The 18,271-nt window shown below is 64.9% G+C and carries 24 protein-coding genes and 2 tRNA genes; 14 read left to right on the top strand and 12 right to left on the bottom strand.

Annotated elements, in window-relative coordinates:
• Positions 1 to 140 precede the first annotated feature (140 nt).
• The 7 genes from AC5P76_RS12240 (at position 141) to dxs (ending at position 6,460) form a co-directional block, all read left to right on the top strand.
• Positions 141 to 216, top strand: a tRNA-Phe gene (locus AC5P76_RS12240).
• A gap of 74 nt (positions 217 to 290) precedes the next feature.
• A tRNA-Phe gene (locus AC5P76_RS12235) sits at positions 291 to 366 on the top strand.
• A 127-nt stretch (positions 367 to 493) separates the two neighbouring features.
• Positions 494 to 1,045: a lipocalin family protein gene (locus AC5P76_RS12230; protein WP_053518705.1), complete on the top strand. Its 552-nt coding sequence runs from the start codon at positions 494 to 496 to the stop codon at positions 1,043 to 1,045.
• A gap of 161 nt (positions 1,046 to 1,206) precedes the next feature.
• Complete coding sequence (locus AC5P76_RS12225) at positions 1,207 to 1,683, top strand: LEA/WHy family protein (RefSeq protein ID WP_065181910.1); 477 nt, start codon at positions 1,207 to 1,209, stop codon at positions 1,681 to 1,683.
• Between the two features lie 61 nt (positions 1,684 to 1,744).
• Positions 1,745 to 3,535, top strand: a complete 1,791-nt coding sequence (locus tag AC5P76_RS12220; RefSeq protein WP_053518703.1) for an acyl-CoA dehydrogenase C-terminal domain-containing protein — start codon at positions 1,745 to 1,747, stop codon at positions 3,533 to 3,535.
• 246 nt (positions 3,536 to 3,781) lie between these two features.
• Positions 3,782 to 4,447 (top strand): HNH endonuclease, encoded by a 666-nt coding sequence (locus AC5P76_RS12215; protein ID WP_053518701.1) that lies wholly within the window; start codon positions 3,782 to 3,784, stop codon positions 4,445 to 4,447.
• A gap of 105 nt (positions 4,448 to 4,552) precedes the next feature.
• On the top strand, positions 4,553 to 6,460 hold the full coding sequence (dxs, locus tag AC5P76_RS12210; protein ID WP_065181991.1) for a 1-deoxy-D-xylulose-5-phosphate synthase: 1,908 nt from the start codon (positions 4,553 to 4,555) through the stop codon (positions 6,458 to 6,460).
• A gap of 69 nt (positions 6,461 to 6,529) precedes the next feature.
• Here the strand turns inward: dxs and AC5P76_RS12205 are convergent, their stop codons facing one another.
• The 3 genes from AC5P76_RS12205 to AC5P76_RS12195 all read right to left on the bottom strand — a co-directional run bounded on the left by AC5P76_RS12205 (position 6,530) and on the right by AC5P76_RS12195 (position 7,782).
• A complete protein-coding gene (locus AC5P76_RS12205; protein ID WP_053518700.1) occupies positions 6,530 to 6,733 on the bottom strand; it encodes a hypothetical protein in 204 nt (67 codons plus the stop codon).
• Between the two features lie 170 nt (positions 6,734 to 6,903).
• A complete protein-coding gene (locus tag AC5P76_RS12200) occupies positions 6,904 to 7,443 on the bottom strand; it encodes a DUF3011 domain-containing protein (protein WP_111186452.1) in 540 nt (179 codons plus the stop codon).
• Between the two features lie 132 nt (positions 7,444 to 7,575).
• A complete protein-coding gene (locus AC5P76_RS12195) occupies positions 7,576 to 7,782 on the bottom strand; it encodes a hypothetical protein (RefSeq protein ID WP_065175527.1) in 207 nt (68 codons plus the stop codon).
• A 405-nt stretch (positions 7,783 to 8,187) separates the two neighbouring features.
• Between AC5P76_RS12195 and AC5P76_RS12190 the strand changes: the two genes are divergently transcribed.
• Both AC5P76_RS12190 and AC5P76_RS12185 read left to right on the top strand, forming a co-directional pair.
• A complete protein-coding gene (locus tag AC5P76_RS12190; protein ID WP_128988803.1) occupies positions 8,188 to 8,463 on the top strand; it encodes a hypothetical protein in 276 nt (91 codons plus the stop codon).
• A gap of 11 nt (positions 8,464 to 8,474) precedes the next feature.
• The gene (locus AC5P76_RS12185) at positions 8,475 to 8,708 is read left to right on the top strand and encodes a DUF1653 domain-containing protein (protein ID WP_053518695.1); all 234 of its coding nucleotides are present in this window, start codon (positions 8,475 to 8,477) and stop codon (positions 8,706 to 8,708) included.
• Positions 8,709 to 8,765: 57 nt separating this feature from the next.
• Here the strand turns inward: AC5P76_RS12185 and AC5P76_RS12180 are convergent, their stop codons facing one another.
• The 3 genes from AC5P76_RS12180 to AC5P76_RS12170 all read right to left on the bottom strand — a co-directional run bounded on the left by AC5P76_RS12180 (position 8,766) and on the right by AC5P76_RS12170 (position 10,417).
• Entirely contained in the window at positions 8,766 to 8,939 is a 174-nt protein-coding gene (locus AC5P76_RS12180; protein ID WP_006380555.1) for a DUF1328 domain-containing protein, read from the bottom strand.
• A gap of 106 nt (positions 8,940 to 9,045) precedes the next feature.
• Positions 9,046 to 9,687, bottom strand: coding sequence for a LysE family translocator (locus tag AC5P76_RS12175; protein WP_253119461.1), 642 nt, complete (start codon positions 9,685 to 9,687; stop codon positions 9,046 to 9,048).
• 97 nt (positions 9,688 to 9,784) lie between these two features.
• Positions 9,785 to 10,417, bottom strand: a complete 633-nt coding sequence (locus AC5P76_RS12170; RefSeq protein ID WP_253119565.1) for a cation efflux transmembrane domain-containing protein — start codon at positions 10,415 to 10,417, stop codon at positions 9,785 to 9,787.
• 107 nt (positions 10,418 to 10,524) lie between these two features.
• On the opposite strand from AC5P76_RS12170, the gene AC5P76_RS12165 reads away from it, so the two are divergent.
• Complete coding sequence (locus AC5P76_RS12165) at positions 10,525 to 11,220, top strand: aspartate/glutamate racemase family protein (protein ID WP_253119459.1); 696 nt, start codon at positions 10,525 to 10,527, stop codon at positions 11,218 to 11,220.
• Between the two features lie 19 nt (positions 11,221 to 11,239).
• Here AC5P76_RS12165 and AC5P76_RS12160 read toward each other — a convergent pair whose 3' ends face one another.
• Positions 11,240 to 11,635, bottom strand: coding sequence for a hypothetical protein (locus AC5P76_RS12160; protein WP_065181907.1), 396 nt, complete (start codon positions 11,633 to 11,635; stop codon positions 11,240 to 11,242).
• Between the two features lie 655 nt (positions 11,636 to 12,290).
• Between AC5P76_RS12160 and AC5P76_RS12155 the strand changes: the two genes are divergently transcribed.
• Positions 12,291 to 12,752, top strand: coding sequence for a carboxymuconolactone decarboxylase family protein (locus AC5P76_RS12155; RefSeq protein ID WP_065181906.1), 462 nt, complete (start codon positions 12,291 to 12,293; stop codon positions 12,750 to 12,752).
• 119 nt (positions 12,753 to 12,871) lie between these two features.
• On the opposite strand, the gene AC5P76_RS12150 is transcribed toward AC5P76_RS12155, so the two are convergent.
• Both AC5P76_RS12150 and AC5P76_RS12145 read right to left on the bottom strand, forming a co-directional pair.
• Positions 12,872 to 13,315, bottom strand: coding sequence for a RidA family protein (locus AC5P76_RS12150; RefSeq protein ID WP_065181905.1), 444 nt, complete (start codon positions 13,313 to 13,315; stop codon positions 12,872 to 12,874).
• Positions 13,316 to 13,387: 72 nt separating this feature from the next.
• Complete coding sequence (locus tag AC5P76_RS12145) at positions 13,388 to 13,900, bottom strand: hypothetical protein (RefSeq protein ID WP_253119456.1); 513 nt, start codon at positions 13,898 to 13,900, stop codon at positions 13,388 to 13,390.
• Positions 13,901 to 14,354: 454 nt separating this feature from the next.
• Here AC5P76_RS12145 and AC5P76_RS12140 point away from each other — a divergent pair, with 454 nt between their 5' ends.
• Positions 14,355 to 15,038 (top strand): hypothetical protein, encoded by a 684-nt coding sequence (locus AC5P76_RS12140; RefSeq protein WP_253161726.1) that lies wholly within the window; start codon positions 14,355 to 14,357, stop codon positions 15,036 to 15,038.
• Positions 15,035 to 15,463 carry a hypothetical protein gene (locus tag AC5P76_RS12135; protein WP_495222760.1) on the top strand — a complete coding sequence of 143 codons (429 nt, stop codon included), beginning with the start codon at positions 15,035 to 15,037 and terminating at the stop codon, positions 15,461 to 15,463. Before AC5P76_RS12140 ends, AC5P76_RS12135 begins: the two co-directional genes overlap by 4 nt.
• A 558-nt stretch (positions 15,464 to 16,021) precedes the next feature.
• Here AC5P76_RS12135 and AC5P76_RS12130 read toward each other — a convergent pair.
• Positions 16,022 to 16,636 (bottom strand): hypothetical protein, encoded by a 615-nt coding sequence (locus AC5P76_RS12130; RefSeq protein WP_253119453.1) that lies wholly within the window; start codon positions 16,634 to 16,636, stop codon positions 16,022 to 16,024.
• 65 nt (positions 16,637 to 16,701) lie between these two features.
• Between AC5P76_RS12130 and AC5P76_RS12125 the strand changes: the two genes are divergently transcribed.
• Entirely contained in the window at positions 16,702 to 16,965 is a 264-nt protein-coding gene (locus tag AC5P76_RS12125) for a hypothetical protein (RefSeq protein ID WP_253119452.1), read from the top strand.
• 15 nt (positions 16,966 to 16,980) lie between these two features.
• Here AC5P76_RS12125 and AC5P76_RS12120 read toward each other — a convergent pair whose 3' ends face one another.
• Together AC5P76_RS12120 and AC5P76_RS12115 are read right to left on the bottom strand one after the other, a co-directional pair.
• Positions 16,981 to 17,424, bottom strand: a complete 444-nt coding sequence (locus tag AC5P76_RS12120; protein WP_495222783.1) for a BLUF domain-containing protein — start codon at positions 17,422 to 17,424, stop codon at positions 16,981 to 16,983.
• Between the two features lie 591 nt (positions 17,425 to 18,015).
• Positions 18,016 to 18,271 (bottom strand): hypothetical protein (locus tag AC5P76_RS12115; protein WP_495222759.1); only part of this gene is annotated, 256 nt, incomplete at its 5' end.

Raw genomic sequence — 18,271 nt, 5'->3', positions numbered from 1 at the left:
ACCTCGGCACGACGCAGGATCAACCACTTGCGCCCGCGCAGACGGCAATGTGAAGGTTTTTTTCCAAAATGCTTGCCGAAGACAGCCGACCTCCGTAATATGCGCGTCCTTGGCAGCGACGTCGCTGCAACGAAACACGTGGCCGAGTAGCTCAGTTGGTAGAGCAGGGGATTGAAAATCCCCGTGTCGGCGGTTCGATTCCGTCCTCGGCCACCACGTTCGAAGGCCTGCAGAAATGCAGGTCTTTTTTTTCCGGCCACCGCTGTCGATCGCGGTCTGCCGCACAATCTGGCCGAGTAGCTCAGTTGGTAGAGCAGGGGATTGAAAATCCCCGTGTCGGCGGTTCGATTCCGTCCTCGGCCACCATGCTTGAAGACCTGCAGAAATGCGGGTCTTTTTTTGTTTCCGGCGCGCCATGCAGGCGGTTGACGAAACATTCACACCGGCACGCAGCACGCCCCCTACGCTCCAGTGTCCTGCCCGGAGTCTGCCGATGCATCTGCGCCCTGCCCTGTTCGCCTGCCTGCTGCTGGCGTCGCTGTCCGCGACCGCCAGCGAACCCGTGCGCGCCGTCGATGCGCTGGACATCGACCGCTATGCCGGCCAGTGGCACGAGATCGCCCACCTGCCCGTGTCGTTCCAGAAGCGCTGCGTTGGCGACATCACCGCCCACTATGCACTGCGCCGCGATGGCCGCATCAGCGTCACCAATGCCTGCCGCAATGGCGACGGCGAACGCGTGGTGGCTGAAGGCGTGGCCCGGCCCGTGGCCGGACATCCCGGCCAGTTGCAGGTGCGCTTCGTCCCCGACTGGCTGAGCTGGGTGCCGCTGGTCTGGGCCGATTACTGGGTGCTGGCGCTGGATCCGGACTACCAGTGGGCGATGGTCGGCGGCCCTGACCGCAAGTATCTGTGGATCCTGTCGCGCCTGCCGGAGATGGACCGCGCACGGTTCGAACAGCTGAAGGCCAAGGCCGAGGCGATGGGCTACGACCTGGCGCCGCTGCGCCTGATGGCGCCGATACGCGACGCACCGGCCGACTGAGCCGCCCTCCAGCTGCGCGCAACGCGCCCGCTCCGGCGCTGTGCGTGTCCGGCCGCGATCTTCACGCGCTACCCTCTGCGGCGGGTCGCCACAGGCGATCCACTGAACCATACGCCGTAGTATGCTTACGCCAACGCACCCCCTTCAGAGGACTTGCGCCCATGTTGCACCGTTTCCGTACCGTCTTGATCGTCCTGTGCACCCTCGCCCTCGCTGCCTGCAGCGACGGCATCGTCAAGCGCGTCTCGGAACCGGCCGCCAGCCTGCAGCAGCTGACCGTCCGCGCCGACGGCAACTGGACCGTGGCGCTGCGCCTGCAGAACTACAGCTCGATGCCGATGACGTTCGACGATGTGTCCCTGGCGCTGAGCGTCGGCGACAGCGAAGCCGGCACCCTGCAGGCCCGTCCCGGCATCTCCATCGGCGGCACCTCCGCCGACGTCATCACGGTCGACCTGGTGCCCAGCTCGGCCGCACGCCTGGTGGTGGCCGATGCGCTGGCCGGCAACCGCACCCTGGCCTATGGCCTGAAAGGTTCGGTGACAGCCACGCCGCAGGAAAAGAAGCAGCGCAGCTTCGACGTCAGCAGCCGCAGCACGTTGAACCAGGCGCCGGGCCTGCCGGGTGTGCTGCGCTGAACACCGCTTTCCATCGCGGCGCACCGCGCCGTTCTCCCTGTCCCTGATCGAGACGTATCCGATGAGCAGCTACACCGCCCCGCTTTCCGACCTCCGTTTCGCCCTGCACGACGTGCTCAAGGTCGAACCGCTGTTCGCCCGCCTGGGCTTCACCGACGCCACCGCCGACGTGGTCGATGCCGTGCTGGAGGAAGCCGGCCGTTTCAGCGCGAGCGTGCTGGCCCCGCTCAACAGCGTGGGCGATGAAATCGGCTGCGTGCTCGACCAGGCCACCGGCGAAGTCACCACCCCGCCTGGCTTCAAGCAGGCCTATGACCAGTTCGTCGACGGCGGCTGGACCGGCCTGACCGCCGCACCCGAGCTGGGCGGCCAGGGCCTGCCGCACACCCTGGGCGTGCCGCTGAATGAAATGATCAACGCTGCCAATCTGGCGTGGGGCAATTTCCCGCTGCTCTCGCACGGCGCCATTGAAGCGCTCAAGCAGCACGGCGAAGCGTGGCAGCACGACGCCTTCCTTAAGCCCCTGATCGAAGGCCGCTGGACCGGCACCATGTGCCTGACCGAACCGCACTGCGGTACCGACCTGGGCCTGCTCAAGACCAAGGCCGAGCCGAACGCCGATGGCAGCTACGCGATCACCGGCACCAAGATCTTCATCACTGCCGGCGAGCACGACCTGACCGGCAACATCGTGCACCTGGTGCTGGCCAAGCTGCCCGACGCGCCTCCGGGTGCAAAGGGAATCTCGCTGTTCGTCACCCCGAAGTTCAAGGTCGACCGCGAGGGCAACGTCGGCGAGCGCAACGCGCTGCGCTGCGGCTCCATCGAGCACAAGATGGGCATCAAGGGCTCGGTCACCTGCGTGATGAACTTCGACGGCGCGCAGGGCTATCTGGTCGGCCAGCCGCACAAGGGCCTGCAGGCAATGTTCACCATGATGAACACTGCGCGCCTGGGCGTCGGCCTGCAGGGCATCGGCCTGTCCGAACGCGCCTATCAGAACGCGCTCAAGTACAGCCGTGAGCGCCTGCAGTCGCGCGCCCTGAGCGGCGCGAAGTTCCCGGACAGGCCGGCCGACCCGATCCTGGTCCATCCGGACGTACGTCGCATGCTGCTGACGGTGAAGTCACTGGTGGAAGGCAGCCGCCTGCTGGCCCTGCACGCGGCCACCCTGATCGACATCGCCCACCGCGCCGACGACGCTGCCGAGCGCGAGCGCGCCGACACCCTGGTGAGCTTCCTGACCCCGATCTCCAAGGCCTGCCAGACCGAATGGGGCATCGAGAACACCTACAACGCCCTGCAGTGCTTCGGTGGCCACGGCTACATCCGCGAACACGGCATGGAGCAGCTGGCGCGCGATGCACGCATCACCACGCTGTATGAAGGCACCACCGGGATCCAGGCCCTGGACCTGATCGGCCGCAAGACCGCCTCCAGCCAGGGGGCCGGCCTCAAGCTGATGCTGGCCGAGATCGAGGCCTTCGCCAGGGAACACGAGGGCAACGAAGCGCTGGCCGAGTTCATCGGCCCGCTGCGCGCCAAGGCCGCCGAATGGGGCAAGCTGACCATGGACGTGCTGCAGCGCGCCGCCGGCAACCCGGACGAGCTGGGTGCGGCCAGCTACGACTACCTGTTCTATTCCGGCTACGTGGTGCTGGCGTACTGGTGGGCACGCAGTGTCGCCGCCGCCGACGCCAGTGCGCACGGCGCGGCATTCGCGCAGGGCAAGCGCGAAACCGCGCGCTTCTACTTCGCCCGTGTGCTGCCGCGTACGCTCAGCCATGCTGCCGCGATCCAGGCCGGTGCCGCGCCGCTGATGGCGATGGACGACGAGCGCTTCGGCGCCTGAGCCCTTCCCGCCGGTAGATCCACGCCATGCGTGGATGAGGGGTCAGAGTCCTTTCCCTCGGAAAGGGATCCGACCCCGGCCTGACCGCCCTCGATCATCCCTCTGGAGAAAAGCCCCCCTTTGTTAAGGGGGGCGCGCCAACGGCGCGGGGGACAGGAGGAATGCGCGGACCTGAATCTTGCGATTTGCGTATCGCCGACGGGCGATACACAAATCGTCAACATTCAGGTATAAGCTGTTCTCCCGATGGAGACAGACACTACACGCTTGGGTCTGATCGAAGCCGGAGCCCCGCTTTCTGCTCCGGGCGTCGAAGCATCGCCCAACGTCACGACGTTGCACCGCCCTGGTTCGGTCCGGCTGCTCTCGCTCGACGCCCACGGACGCGTACTGGACTGGATCACCTGGCAGGATGCCGCCTGCCTCTACGCCCGCGAGGCCGTCGCCTGGACCCTTGGCGACCCCTGCCTGCACATCCACGGCGGAACCAACCGGTTCAGCGGCCTGCAGAGTGGCCTGGACCTGCATCCGATCATCGCCGCGCGCGGCCACGCGCGATCCCGTGCCATCGACCCTACCCCGAACCTGACCAACCCGGCCCTGTTCGCCCGCGATTCGCACCTGTGCCTGTATTGCGGCCAGCAGTTCAACCGTCCCTCGCTGACCCGCGACCACGTCATGCCGCTGTCCAAGGGCGGGCTGGACTGCTGGGAAAACGTAGTCACCGCCTGCTTCCACTGCAACTCGCGCAAGAGTGACCGTACCCCCCAGCAGGCCGGCATGCCGCTGCTGGCGGTGCCCTACCGGCCCAGCTGGATCGAGCACCTGATCCTGTCCAACCGCAACATCCTGGCCGACCAGATGGCGTTCCTGAAAGCGCAGCTGCCCAAGCGTTCCAAGCTCAGCACCTGAACCTGCCGGCCGGCAACCCTCACCGTCCTGTCACGGACGGCGGCGTTTGCTTGCCCCACCCCCGTTTGAGGGCGAAAATGGTCGTTCAGAACACGTGCGAACATGATGATCGACTCTGCCCGCTATCCCCGCCTCGCGCACATCCAGACGCCGGATGACCTGCGCACGTTCGACGAATCCGAGCTGAGGGCGGTCGCCGACGAACTGCGCGCCTACCTCATCGAATCGGTGGGCAAGAGCGGCGGACATTTCGCCGCCGGCCTGGGCGTGATCGAACTCACCGTCGCCCTTCACTACCTGTACCAGACCCCGCATGACCAGCTGGTCTGGGATGTGGGCCATCAGACCTACCCGCACAAGATCCTCACCGGCCGCCGTGACGAGATCCACACCGTCAAGCAGAAGGACGGCGTGGCGCCGTTCCCCAAGCGCGAGGAAAGCGAGTTCGACACCTTTGGGGTCGGTCACTCCTCGACCTCGATCTCCGCCGCACTGGGCATGGCCATCGCCCGCCAGTCACAGGGCGACGACCGCAAGATCGTGGCAGTGATCGGTGACGGCGCGATGACCGCCGGCATGGCCTTCGAGGCGCTGATGCACGCGGGCGGCATGGAGCCGGAGCCGAATCTGCTGGTGATCCTCAACGACAACAACATGTCGATCTCCGAGGCCGTCGGCGGGCTGACCAAGATGCTCGGCCGCGCCACCGGCAGCCGCACGCTCAATGCACTGCGCGAAGGCGGCAAGAAGATCCTGGGCGACAAGAAGAACAATCCGGCGCGCTTCGTGAAGCGCTGGGAAGAGCACTGGAAAGGCATGTTCGTGCCCTCCACGATGTTCGAGGAGATGGGCTTCCACTACACCGGCCCGATCGACGGCCATGACCTGCCCGCCCTGCTGTCCACGCTGAAGACGCTGCGCGCCTCCAAGGGCCCCAAGCTGCTGCACGTGATGACCACCAAGGGCAAGGGCTACGAGCCTGCCGAAGGCGACCAGATCGGTTATCACGCAGTGGGCCCGTTCGATCCAGACAAGGGCCTGGTGGCCAAGACCGGCGCCAAGAAGCCGACCTACACCGACGTGTTCGGCGACTGGCTGTGCGACGCTGCCGCCGCGGAGCCACGCCTGTACGGCATCACCCCGGCGATGCGCGAAGGCTCCGGCCTGGTGCGCTTCAGCAAGGAATACCCGCAGCGCTACTTCGACGTGGCGATCGCCGAGCAGCACGCGGTCACCCTGGCCGCCGGCATGGCCACCCAGGGCGGCAAGCCGGTGGTGGCGATCTATTCCACCTTCCTGCAGCGCGCGTACGACCAGCTGGTGCATGACGTGGCCATCCAGGACCTCGACGTGCTGTTCGCGATTGATCGCGCCGGCGTGGTCGGACCGGATGGGGCGACCCATGCCGGCAACCTCGACCTGAGCTTCCTGCGCTGCGTGCCGAACATGGTGGTGATGGCCCCGTCGAACGAGGCGGAGTGCAGGCAGATGCTCAGCACCGGTCTGCAGTACGCCGGTCCGGCCGCCGTGCGTTACCCGCGTGGCAGCGGTACCGGCGTCGCGGCCGGCAGTGACCTGTCCACGCTGCCGATCGGCAAGGGCGAGCTGCGCGTGCAGGGCAGCCACATCGCCCTGCTGGCGTTCGGCAGCACCGTTGCCGCCGCCGAACAGGTGGGCCGCGAGTTGGGCCTGAGCGTGGTCAACATGCGCTTCATCAAGCCGCTGGACCGCGACCTGGTGCTGGCAATGGCCGCCCAGCACGAAGGCCTGGTGACCATCGAAGACAACGTGGTGGCCGGTGGCGCCGGTTCCGGCGTGGCCGAGCTGCTCAACGCCGAAGCGGTGCTGCGACCGATCCTGCATCTCGGCCTGCCCGACGCCTACCAGCATCATGCCAGCCGCGAGGACCTGCTGGCTGAAGCCGGCATCGATGCCGCCGGGATCCGCGCGGCCGTGCTCAAGCGCTGGCCACAGCTGGCTGCCACCACTCCGCCGCTGAGCGCGGCGGGCTGACCGTTCCGGGTGGAACCGGGCAGGCGCCCGGTTTCCCACGCCTGCTGCGGAACGACGCGCGGTCCCTGTTCAACCGTAGCTGATCGCTTCCACGAACGCGCCGCTGGCTTCCACGCGCACGGCGGCGCGCTGCCCGGTGTCCACGAAGTGCAGCCGGGCCAGGGCCTGGGCGAAATCGAAGGCCCGGGCGCCGTCGCGGAACTCGATCGGCTCCGGTCTATCCGGGTGCAGAACGCGCCATTGGCGCTGTTCGCACTGAAGGCGGATCAACATGCAGCTCACTCCTTGAGGCAGCGTATCGATGATGGCGGAAGACGTGCATCGGTGCCGGCACGGACTGCCGATGCGATCAGGGCACCCGTGCCCTGATTGCAGACGATACGGCGTTCAAACTGTGAGCAATATCAGACTTTTCTGATTTTGACGCAGATGGCCGGAAGGACTCAGTTCACCTGGAACTGGGCGCGGCACCCATCGCTGACCCAGATGCCGCGGCGGTCCCAGCCCCAGGTCCGGCCCTCAATGCAGGCACTGCGGGAGTCCTGCCGGATCAGGCGTACGCTGCGGCGGACGCGGGTGTCACAGTATTCCTGTCGATGGCCATTGGAATGACAGGCGATCACTTCGCCACCGCGGCCATTGCCGTTGCCCCATCCACCACCCCAGCCGCCGCCACGACGCGACTCGCCGACGAACTCGGCCCGGCAGCCCCGGGTCACCCACACGCCGGAGCGCGACTGGCCCCAGGTCTCGCCCTCCACGCACGGCGAGCCGGACAGCTGGCGGATCAGCCGGGGCCGTCCTTCCAGGCGGCACTCATTGCTGCGGTTCTTGACCGATTCGCATCGCACGATGCCGCTGCCGTCGCGGCCGCCATGGCGATCGTCGTCATAACCATAGTTCTGCGCCTGCGCGCCCCCGGCGGCGGCCAGCATCGGCAGCAGTGCGCAGGCCAGGGTGCGCCAGGTGAGTGCGTTGCCCATCGAGATCTCCAGATGAATGCGTGGCGGCAAGCATCCGGGATTCGCGGCGCGGCGCACAGAGGGCAACGCACCGTCGGTTCTTTCCCCATTCAAACAGCTCAACCGCGGCTGACTGCGCCGCAGGGTCGGCCGCTAGGCACCGATCCGCAGTACATCCACTGCCCCCCCCAGTGCCTCCACACGCACGATGCAGTGCTGGCCCGTGCGGCGGTGATGTTCCTGGGCCAGTTCGGTGGCGACATCGAACGCGTCGGCGCCGCGGGCGAACGAGGCGGTGGTGCGCGCCTCGGGGTCCAGCACGAACCAGTGCTGGGCATTGCAGTGGACGGTAAACACCATGATCGACTCCAACGGAGGGAATGGACGCGGCGCCGGGGATGAGGTGAGAGCGCCGATACCTGTTCAGGCTAGCGAGCGCTTCAGGCAGGGCCTATCAGATTTGTCCGAAAAATCCCCGCCGGCGGATCGGAATTCGCGCTTCGTCACATCCCTGAGCCCGTTCACCCCATGACTTTCGTGATTCTTGTCACGAAGTCAGCTTGGCTTCACACTATCGTCACCAACAGGGGCCCCTTCCACATGCGCACCTTCCAACCGCCGCAGCGCTCGACGCTGCTGAAGTTCTACTTCGCAGCCTGCTACCTGGTCCTGATCGAGGAACTGATCCGCGCGTCGATGAGTTGAGCGCTTGCCGCTGCTGCTGGCCCGCCGCACACTGATGGTTTGGGCCACGGAGTGTCCTCGATGAAAGCCCTCATGCTGGCGCCGATGCTGCTGGCCCTGGCCGCCTGCGCGGCACCGCAACAGACGCCCGTGCGCGAAGCGGCAGCCACTTCCGTCCCCGTAGTCGGCGGTGATCGCGATGCCCATGGCTGCATCGGCTCGGCTGGCTACCAGTGGTGCGAGCGCAGCCAGCGCTGCGAGCGCCCCTGGGAACTGGCCCAGGCGCAGGGCCTCGCCAACACCGCCGAGGCGATCGACGCCTACTGCGCGATGCCGGCACAGCCGGCGCGCAGATGAGTGCCGCCCCCATGACGGCGCTCAGCCCCCTGCCCACGCTTGCGCGCGGCCGCTATCGCCATTTCAAGGGCGGCGAGTATGAAGTGATCGACATCGTGCGCAGCAGCGAGACCCTGCAGCCGATGGTGCTGTACCGCGCACTGTATGGCGAAGGCGGATTGTGGGTGCGACCGTACGCCATGTTCGTAGAACAGGTACCGGGCGCACTTGGCCCACAGCCTCGTTTCGCACGTATCGAAGACTGACGGCTGTGCGTCTCGCGTGGCAGCGCACGCCTGCGCGCGCTGCCACGCAGGCAGCCGCTAGCTGACCTTCTTCGCGACGGTCATGCCCAGCAGGAACAGCACCACGGCAATGATGATGCCGGCCCAGAACAGGAACTTGGCGATACCCACCGCGGCACCCGCGATGCCGCCGAAGCCGAGCACGCCGGCGATCACACCGATGATGGCGAAGATGATGGCCCACTTGATCATGTCGATCCTTTCCCCACAGGGACTGAAAACAGTGTGATCAGCCTAGGCCGCAGCCGATGCCAGCCTCGTGAGGGAGCCGCGCGTGCGGCGTGAAGCCGCATACGGATCAACGGGGCCGGAAGCGCAGCAGGGCCACCGCGAACGCCAGGAACACGCTGCCCACCAGCCGCTCGAACCAGCGCCGGGCGAACGGCCGGCCGAGCCAACGGCGCAGGCCATGGCCACCGGCGGCATACATCACGTACCAGAACAGCTCGCAGCTGGCGAAGGTTGCCACCAGGACGCTGTACTGCACGGCCTGACCCCGCGCGGGATCGACGAACTGCGGCAGGAACGCCGTGGCGAACAGCAGCAGCTTGGGATTGCTCAGGCCCACCAGCAGGCCGCCGCGGAATACCGCCCAGGCTCCGTCCGCTGACAGCACCGTCGTCGGGGCCTCAACGTCCACCGGCGCTGCCGGCCGGCTGCTGTCGCGCCACGCTTTCAGGCCCAGCCAGGCCAGGTAGGCCACGCCCAGATAGCGCAGCACTTCAAACAGCATGGGTGAGGAGTGCAGCAGTGCGCTCAACCCGGCGGCGGAGGCCGCCAGTACCGCCAGCATGGCCAGCAGGCAGCCGGCCATGGCCGGGAGGCTGGCGCGGAATCCCAGGCCGACGCTGCGTCCGAGGATATGCAGCATGTTCGGTCCAGGGGTGCCACACAGCACGAACACCGTAGCCAGGAACCACCACCAGGTCTGCAGGGACATTCGGCCATCCACGAAAGAGAACCGTCCCAGCATAGGCGGTGGCTCACCGCGACGTCACATACAGCGCGATGCCGATGCGACGGTTACAGGCGGCCACTCACGCATGAACCTGCCGTGCCGCGCGCAGCTCCGACCACGCCGTACCCAGCACGCGCATCGCCGACCGCAGAAACAGCACCAGCAGTGCGGCCGCCACCAGCAGATCGGGCCAGCCCGCACCGAACAGCGCCACCAGCCCTGCAGCCAGCAGCACCGCCGAGCCCTCGTACAGATCGTTGCGCGAGCACTCCCAGGCGGACGCCAGGTTGACGTCATCGTTGCGATAGGGTGTGAGCAGCCACAGGCACAGTGCATTGGCTGCCAGATTGAGCAGGGCGGCCAAGCCCATGCTGGCGAACAGCGGCACCTCCGGATGCAGCAGGCGCCAACCGATCTGCACCGCCACGGCCACCGCTGCGGCAAGGATCAGCAGCCCCTTGAACAGCGCCACACGTGCCTTGGCGACGATGCCCGCACCCACCACCGCGAGGCTGAGCGCATAGGTGGCCGCGTCGCCCAGATTATCCAGCGCACCGGACAGCAGTGACGAAGAATGGCTGTACCAGGCGGCCAGCACCATCATCGCGAACGTGGCAAGGTTGACCAGCAGCACGATCCGCAGCACGCGGCGGTGACGCGCCTGCATCGCCGCTAGGTCCATCGTCCTGCCGCAGCCACCGCATTCGCCCATCACCCTGCCCTCGATCATCGATGGCCGCATTATCGCGCCTGTCAGCGGTCGCGGCGACATCGCCGCCCGCCTGTGCTGCAATGGCGCCTCCCCACCTGGAGCGGCACATGAAGACCCTGGGCCTGATCGGCGGCATGAGCTGGGAGAGTTCGGCGCAGTACTACCGCCTCATCAACGAAGAGGTGCGCCGTCGCCTGGGGGCCGCGCACTCGGCGCAGCTGCTGATGTGGTCGGTGGATTTCGCTCCGATCAAGCAGTTGCAGCACGACGGCGACTGGGATGCGCTTGCGCGGCACATGGTGGATGCCGCAGAGCGGTTGCAGGCGGGCGGCGCCGATGTACTGCTGATCTGCACCAACACGATGCACGCGCTGACCGCACAGATCGAAGCAGCCTGCCCGCTGCCGCTGCTGCACATCGCCGACCCGACCGCCACCGCCATCGTGGCGGCCGGTTGGCGCAGGGTGGGCCTGCTCGGTACGGCCTTCACCATGGAGCAGGACTTCTACCGGGGACGCCTTGCCGGTCGCTTCGGGCTGGAAGTGCTGGTACCCGAGGCCGAAGATCGCCAGCAGGTCCACGACATCATCTACCAGGAGCTGATCGCCGGCGTGGTCAGCGAGCGCTCGCGACAGGTCTACGCAGACGTGATCGCGCGGCTGGTGGCGCGTGGTGCCGAAGCGATCATTCTCGGCTGTACCGAAATCATGCTGCTGGTACGCCCGCAGGACAGTGCGGTGCCGCTGTTCGACACCACCAGCCTGCACGCCCAGGCAGCGGTTGACGCCGCGCTGGCGGGATAGACGGCCGGCATGGACGCGATCACTCCGCCCCCTGCACTTCCAGCGCCGTGACCAGCCAATCCACCACCGCCTGCGAGTCGCACAGAAAGAAGATCGCATCGCCGGACCGGGCCTCGGTCAACAAGCGATAGACCGTGATCGCCACCGCCGACTGGTTGGCGATGAACACCTCGGGGCTGCGCGGCCCCTCGTTGTGCCGGGAAACGGTCTGCAATGCGCGGCGCGCGGCCACCGTTGCGGCCGGGTCGGCACTGCGGGTCAACTCGGGCCCACGCAGGCCCCAGCTGACAAAGACGTGCTTGCCCTTGAACGTGGTGTCCAGGACCTGCACCTCGGCGGCACCTGCCTCAGCCGAGCGATGAATGACGGTACTGCTGATCAACGCAACCCCCTGTGGTCGTCGTGGTCCGCGCATCCACCTCCACGGACCCGCTGCACGCCCGTGACCGCAGCCACATGCTGCGCCAGCGGACGCGGAAGAGAGACGGAAGGAGAAACCGATGCGATCGGATGTGCAGCGATGATACGGGATGTCTGTCACGCATGGGCCGGCGTACGCGGCCGCATCGCCCATCGGTTCACCCACAAAAAAGCCCACGCATCGCTGCGCGGGCCTTCTGTTCCATCACAGTGGTCGGGACGGCCGGATTCGAACCGACGACCCTCTGCCCCCCAGGCATCGTTACTGTCCGGCGCATCTCATTGATTGGCAAGGAATCCTCATAACAATGAAGCTCCCCAAAAGTGTCGATTTCGACACTAGCAATCAATCACTTACGAGCCGATAGGGTGCATGAGGCGGCTCTACCCGCCGCCATCCGAACGGCGGCGATGCGATCCCCCTTCAGCCAATTCCCGCCCCCTGCCCCGCCAATCCAGGATCTTCTCCGTGTGCTCCCCGCCGCGCCCAGTATCTAGCGGCCCCACGGCCAGCATCCCCTTCCTCGGCGAGCGTACATGCAGCGGATCGCGACGAGCCTAGGTAGGTGTCACGAACTGCTGCCCGTCGGCGTCCTTGCTGCGGGTGGGGCGATCCCGGCCCCACAGATACCCGAAAAGGACCCATTAGAATGAATCGAGCGAACTGGTTCGTAGTTTCTCCCGAGGGCGCCAAAGCCGTAGGGCAACTGCATCACTTTGCGACCGCGGGCACCTCTCTGCCGCCGAAACTGGTGGATCTGGTGTTTTTGCGCGTGTCGCAGCTAAACGGTTGCGCCCACTGCATCGACATTCATACCCGTGACCTGCTTAAGGAAGGCATGCCGTTCGACACAATCGCTCTCCTACCTGTTTGGCACGAGGCCGCCTATCTATTCTCGGAACAAGAGCGCGCCGCTCTGGCATGGGCAGAGGAAGTGACGCTCGTGAGCGAAACCCATGCATCTGATGAGGCGTACGAAAAAGTAGCCGCAGTATTCTGCGAGAAAGACTTGGTCGACCTCACGCTCACCATTGCGGCCATGAACGCGATCAACCGGATGGGCGTGAGCTTCAGATTGAAGCCCCGCGCCAAGCCCGCTGCGGAGAAGTAGCGTACGGAACGCCGGGAGATCGTCCTGGCTTTGTTCAGGCCAAGGCGCTCGTAGGGCTCATCGGCGGTGACCTACTCACCGCAAGGAACGGGCGGAGCAAGCCCCGCCCACATAGTGCCTTAGCCTTGGACTTCCGCCCGGAAGGCAATCTCAATCAGCTGCTCGGGGAAGGCCAACGCTGAGACCCCAATCAGGTTGCTAGCCACCTGCGGCACCGGCTGGCCATACACGGCCGGCCGGACCTTGCCACTGGCCGCGAAAGCGGCCGGAACGTCGATGACGAACAGCGTTTCCTCGACCACGTCCGCGATCGACGCACCCAGCTCTGCCAGCAGCACCTGCGCGTTCTCGTAGGTGCGCCTCATCTGGGCTTCCATGGTGTCGAAGTTGGCGGGCTTGCCATTTTCCCCCAGCTCTGCGGGCGCGACCAACTGCCCCTCCGGTGTGTGCGACAGCTGGCCGGACACGAAGATCATGTTGTTGACACGGACGGCTTGGACGTATCCGTAGGCCGACTCCCACGGCACTCCGAAGCTGGCGGCCTTGCGATTGGTGGCGGTCATCGTCGCTCTCTCTCTGGTGAAAGGGCGAGTCTCGCAAGCAAGCAGCGTCGACCGCCTCCCCTGAACGGGGGATCAGATTCGGGATCGGGACAACTGCTCTCTCCCGGCCCTGACCCAAGCCTTCATCGGATCCTTCGCTCTAGGCTTGGTCTCCTTCGGCGGTCGGCGCGGCTCCAGCGCTTCCTTGATCCGTGTCAGATCCAGCGCCCCAGACTCAGCCAGGCGCCGCGCCTGTTGCTGCTGCTCGCGCGTAGGCGGCAGGCCGGGCAGTGGCGGCGGCAGTCGGATAGGGGTGCTGTCCGTCAATCGGGCGACGGCCTCGCGCAATGGCAGCTCGGGATAGAGCCTGGCCGCGCACCAGCGCTCGGCGTACCGTTTCGCCTGTCGGATGCTCGCCGCGCGCACTTCCTTCACCTGCCACATCTTCTGGCCTTCCATCCACAGGCGCACTCCGGGACCAACATCGGGGGCGACGCTGGCCGTCTCCCGGCCGTTGTACCAGAGCGCCCAGCGCTCACCGGTCTGGACCCAGCCAGAGGGGATCGGGGTGGCGCGGAAACCGTGGTGGCCGTGCGAGGGAAGCATTGCCGGGAGAATACGGCCGGCCGTCGCAGATCCTGCGAACGAGCCGGCCACCTCCCTGAACCGTTCGGGTGGGACGAGCTGCGACTGCCCTTCACTGGCGCTATCGCATCTGCTGCAAGGCGACTCCAGGCGGACAAAGAACAAAGGGCAGAGAGCGGAGGGACCAAAGACTATGCGCCGAGTCCACCGACTGCCCGCGTTGATGAGACCGCACCCCGCATGCCGAGCGTGGTCTACGGTCCGCCTGCCGCCCTGCCGGAGACCGCACGAGGATAACGCGCGTAATTTACTCATCAAACCGTTTAACGAAGACGAAACACCGCCCATGTAAAGTGGCCCCGCCAATGCAACTGCCACACCAATCCGATACTTGATCTGCCGGGAAGCTAGCCGACGCAAGCGGCCAGCCAACCTAGTAGAAACCATGATCAGGAAGAAACAAAAGGAGTTAGCAATGTCGAACGGAATCCGCCCCCTGTCGCCGGAAGAGCTGGCATTGATTTCGGGTGGTGCGCAGGTAGACACCACTGATCTTCCACCTATTGATGTTCGGCCACCAGGGGACGACGGTTGGCCAGACATCGGGCCGCCAGATTTTACCGACCCTTACGATCCCTTCCCCAACCCGGGCGATAGAGATAGTGGCGGCGGCGGTCAATCTGCGTACGAGCAGGTTGATGTTGCGACCGATACTGTGGCTCGCAGTATTGAATCATTGATCAAGGCCGATCCAAATTATCAAAATCACGAGATTGGATCAGTGATCTATCGCGATTCAGTCACCGGTGAAATCAAGTCAAGTCCATTGGCTCATGGGTCAGCCGATAACCCTGGTGCCATCGAGTACCCGCTGAAGGACTGGGGTATTAGCCCCGATCAGATTGTGGGCATCATTCATTCACATCCGGCGGGAGTATTCAAGGACGAGAGAACACATGAAGTTAACAAGTACCCTTCAGACAACCGCACTGTGGGGGACCAGGAGTTCTATGGCGGCGATTGGAGTACGGCCGATAAACTACGCGACTTTGGCATGAACGCTGAAACCTTCCGCTACTACATCATCGGCCCCGACAATATCACCCGTGAGTATGACTTCAATGATCGCGATGCAGAAACGCTGGGGCCCACACTATGAATCGTGAAGCAGCACTAAAAGTAGCACTACTCACCACCTGTGTGATTGCAACCTCGTATTCAGTAGCGAATGCCACTCCCCCGACCTTGGACGTGATTCGCACCGAAGACGGCGTCCCCGCAAAGCTCTATGTCTCACAGCACCGGCTGGAGTGTGGCAATCACGTGTTCGAGTTGGTGGTGGATTCTTCTAGCCCGGTGAAGGTAACAGAACTGAAAGTCGACGGCCTAGCTATTCCTGCCATTCAGTTGAATGAAATCAATAGCCAGGTGCCGGAGCGATCATGGTTCGAGAGTATTCTTACTTCCTGCACATCGAACCGCCAAGCACTGAACCTGCGGTTATCTGCGCCACAGGGACGAGTGATCATCCCACTATCCTTCGAGGACGGCGCGCTCGTCACAGTTGGCACGCGCGATAGGTAGTGGAACTCGATTGCCGATTTTGCCGCGCTCTAGTTAAGCCGAGACGCCGTATCGAGGTCTTGGCGTTCGGGTCAGCAGCCGCACCGGACGGATGTTGAGCCGGGCGGATGGGCATTAAAGGGATTGCCAGCCGCGAAGTCACCGGTTCCTAGCACCTACCGGCCTGCGACCACGTCCTCGCGAAGCCTCGCCTCGTGCCTGGCCACCCACAATTCGGCCCCTGCCCGGCCCTGCTCGTAGCTGCTGCATCTGCGGGACGGACCACCTGGCCCATGCCGGTGCCGGTCCAGCGAGGCAATCCAGATTCCATCGTTCACCCGCTGGATCATGACCACCACCCACACCCCTTCACAGGCAATCACGGTCGGAAGGTCATCCGGGTGGCTGGATGACCTGGTAGTCCAGTAGAAGTCGGCGGGGAGCGGCATGGCCGGGAGGATACGACCGGCGGTCGCAGATCCTGCGAACGCGGCCGGCATCTGGGTGAATCGTTCGGATCCAGTGCCGACGCGGCGCTGCTCATGCGCCCCCGGTGCGGCCAACTCCGCCTTCTACGCGTCAGATCGGCCCTAGATCTTTGACCACCGCCTGCCCCTGCTGCAGGAATCCGATCAATAGACGGCCGCCGGCCACCCGCCGGCCCTCCCGCTCATTGAGGTAGCTCGCCTGCAGCCGCCCGGCGGCCAGCAACTCGGCCTGGGCCATGCTCGGCGGCACTGTCTTCAGGGGCTCCCCCGGCGACGCCAGTTGGCCAGTTATGGGCTGCACGCGTGCCGGTTGCCCATTACCGCTCTTCGAATACGCCGTGGCGATCATCCTGCCCTGCTGAGGAGACCAGCCACCCAGTACGATCTCCGTTCCCAATTGCTCGATCGGCAGGCCGGCCTCGGCCACAGCCTTCTCGTAGTTCGGCCACAGCTGGTCAATCACAGAGCCGAGTTCAGCGCTCAACTGTCCCACCGTGAACTCGGCGCGGAAGCTCGCCTGTAGGGCCAGCTCGTAGATCCGGAGGAAGAACTGGGCGGATCCTCGGGTGGCCAGCAAGAGATTGTGCTGGGGGATCAAAAGCATCTTGGCGCCAGCCGAATGGGCGCCGGTCAGCGCATCCTCGGCGAGCGTATCGACTGCGGTAACGAGCTGGTCACGACTGAGCAAAACATTGAGGATGCTCATAGGGCGACTCCAAGGGTCGCCGCGAACTATGCCCGCCCCGGCTGCCTCAGTCCATAGGGACCATCATGACGACACCGACCGAAGAGATCCTAGAACGCCTTGGCGCCTGCGAAGCTGTCCTGGAGGCACATCGTGGTTACCTCAAGGCAATGGAATACGCCATCAGGGTGTCTGTGCTCACACACCCGGAACCAGAACGTCTCGCGGCTGCCTGGACAACGCTGTTGCCCGGCATCACGGCCGCACATCAGCACGACGGCGGCCCCCTGTTCTCCGCCGCCTTCCAGCAGTCTCTGGTAGTGCTAACAGAACAGATTGCAGGCGGATAAACTCCGCCTTGATAGCTATGCAGCGAGCACGTAGGGCTCGACAAGGCGGACGAGCATATCCATCGCGGTGGCGCTGCCCTCTGCACCGCGCTGGCTAAAACCGGTCCAATCGGCACGGACCATACCGCGCAACTCTGCCGGCTTAACTGGTAGCCAGCGCATCGGCCAGAACGGAAGCCGTCGCTGACCAGCTCGACCTCGCTGTAACTCCACAATGCCATGGTGGCTGGTCGCGCCTAGAACCCTGGAGTAAGCGACCGATACGCCGTCCTCCGGTCCCTCTAGATACTGCATGAAGCGATCGCCGTCGAAGAGAAGAACCCCCGTGACTCCGGCGTCGAGGTTAAACCGGGCTGCATCGTCTACCACTTCGTCCAGCTTTCCGTTGGACAAGCCGAGCTTGTCACCAGCGAGCACGTTGCTCGCCTCGCTTACATATACAACCGCCCGAATGGGCATGCGCACCTCCTTGGTGAGCATCGACCCTATCAGGCGCAAGGGAATTTCTACGTGAGATAAACGAGATCTGCGCAACGATTCAGTAACACGTGATACTGAACGGGGATGCTCATCACAAAATAAAGGCAATGATCAGGGCAGCATCGGCAGAAAATGCTCGGTACACCGCAATGCCCGATACAGGACTTTTCTGCATTCTCGCCCTTGATGCAACACGAGATAACGACGGCAGCCTTGACCGCGTAAATGCCGTCAGCGTGCGTTGCAACCACTGCAAGCACATCACCCATTCGAAGGTGCCGGAGCTGGAGACAATGCCCGGCGGCACCCTGCTCGCATGTGCGGGGTGCGGGGAAAGACAAGCCGTGAGTAACGCTCGGTTGGTGGAATGTGACCATATCCTGGGTGCTGGGAGTCCATCCCCCCAAGCCGCCTGATCTGCCAGGCCGCAAGCCTATGTTCGTAGACGGGGCTGATTGTCATTGAAGACCCGGCACAGCGCGGCAAGCCGGCCGGGTCCGGATTGAGCCAGGCGTCCACGTGCTCTCTGCGTACTGCCCCGTCCCAAAGGACGGGGCAGTAAACAACTGCTCAGAACTTGTAACCCAGCCCCAGCTGCACACCATTCTGCAGCTGGCCGTCGCGGCGCTCGCCCACATAGTCGACCATCACCGACAGCCGCTCGCTGGCCCGGCTGGTCACACCTAGGTTCCAGCTCAGCACCTGCTCGCCCACCGTCTGGCTGTTGCTGCCGAACACCAGATCCGGCGCCGCCGCAAAGCCGGTGCTGTAGCGGGCCTGCGTATCCCCCAGCTCCTTCTGCCACACCACCCGCGCCCGCGGGGTG

The organism is Stenotrophomonas sp. YJH_SMC_36, from assembly GCF_059369935.1.
The sequence above is the reverse complement of the archived record's forward strand: the minus strand, read 5'-3'. Positions and strand labels throughout refer to the sequence as shown.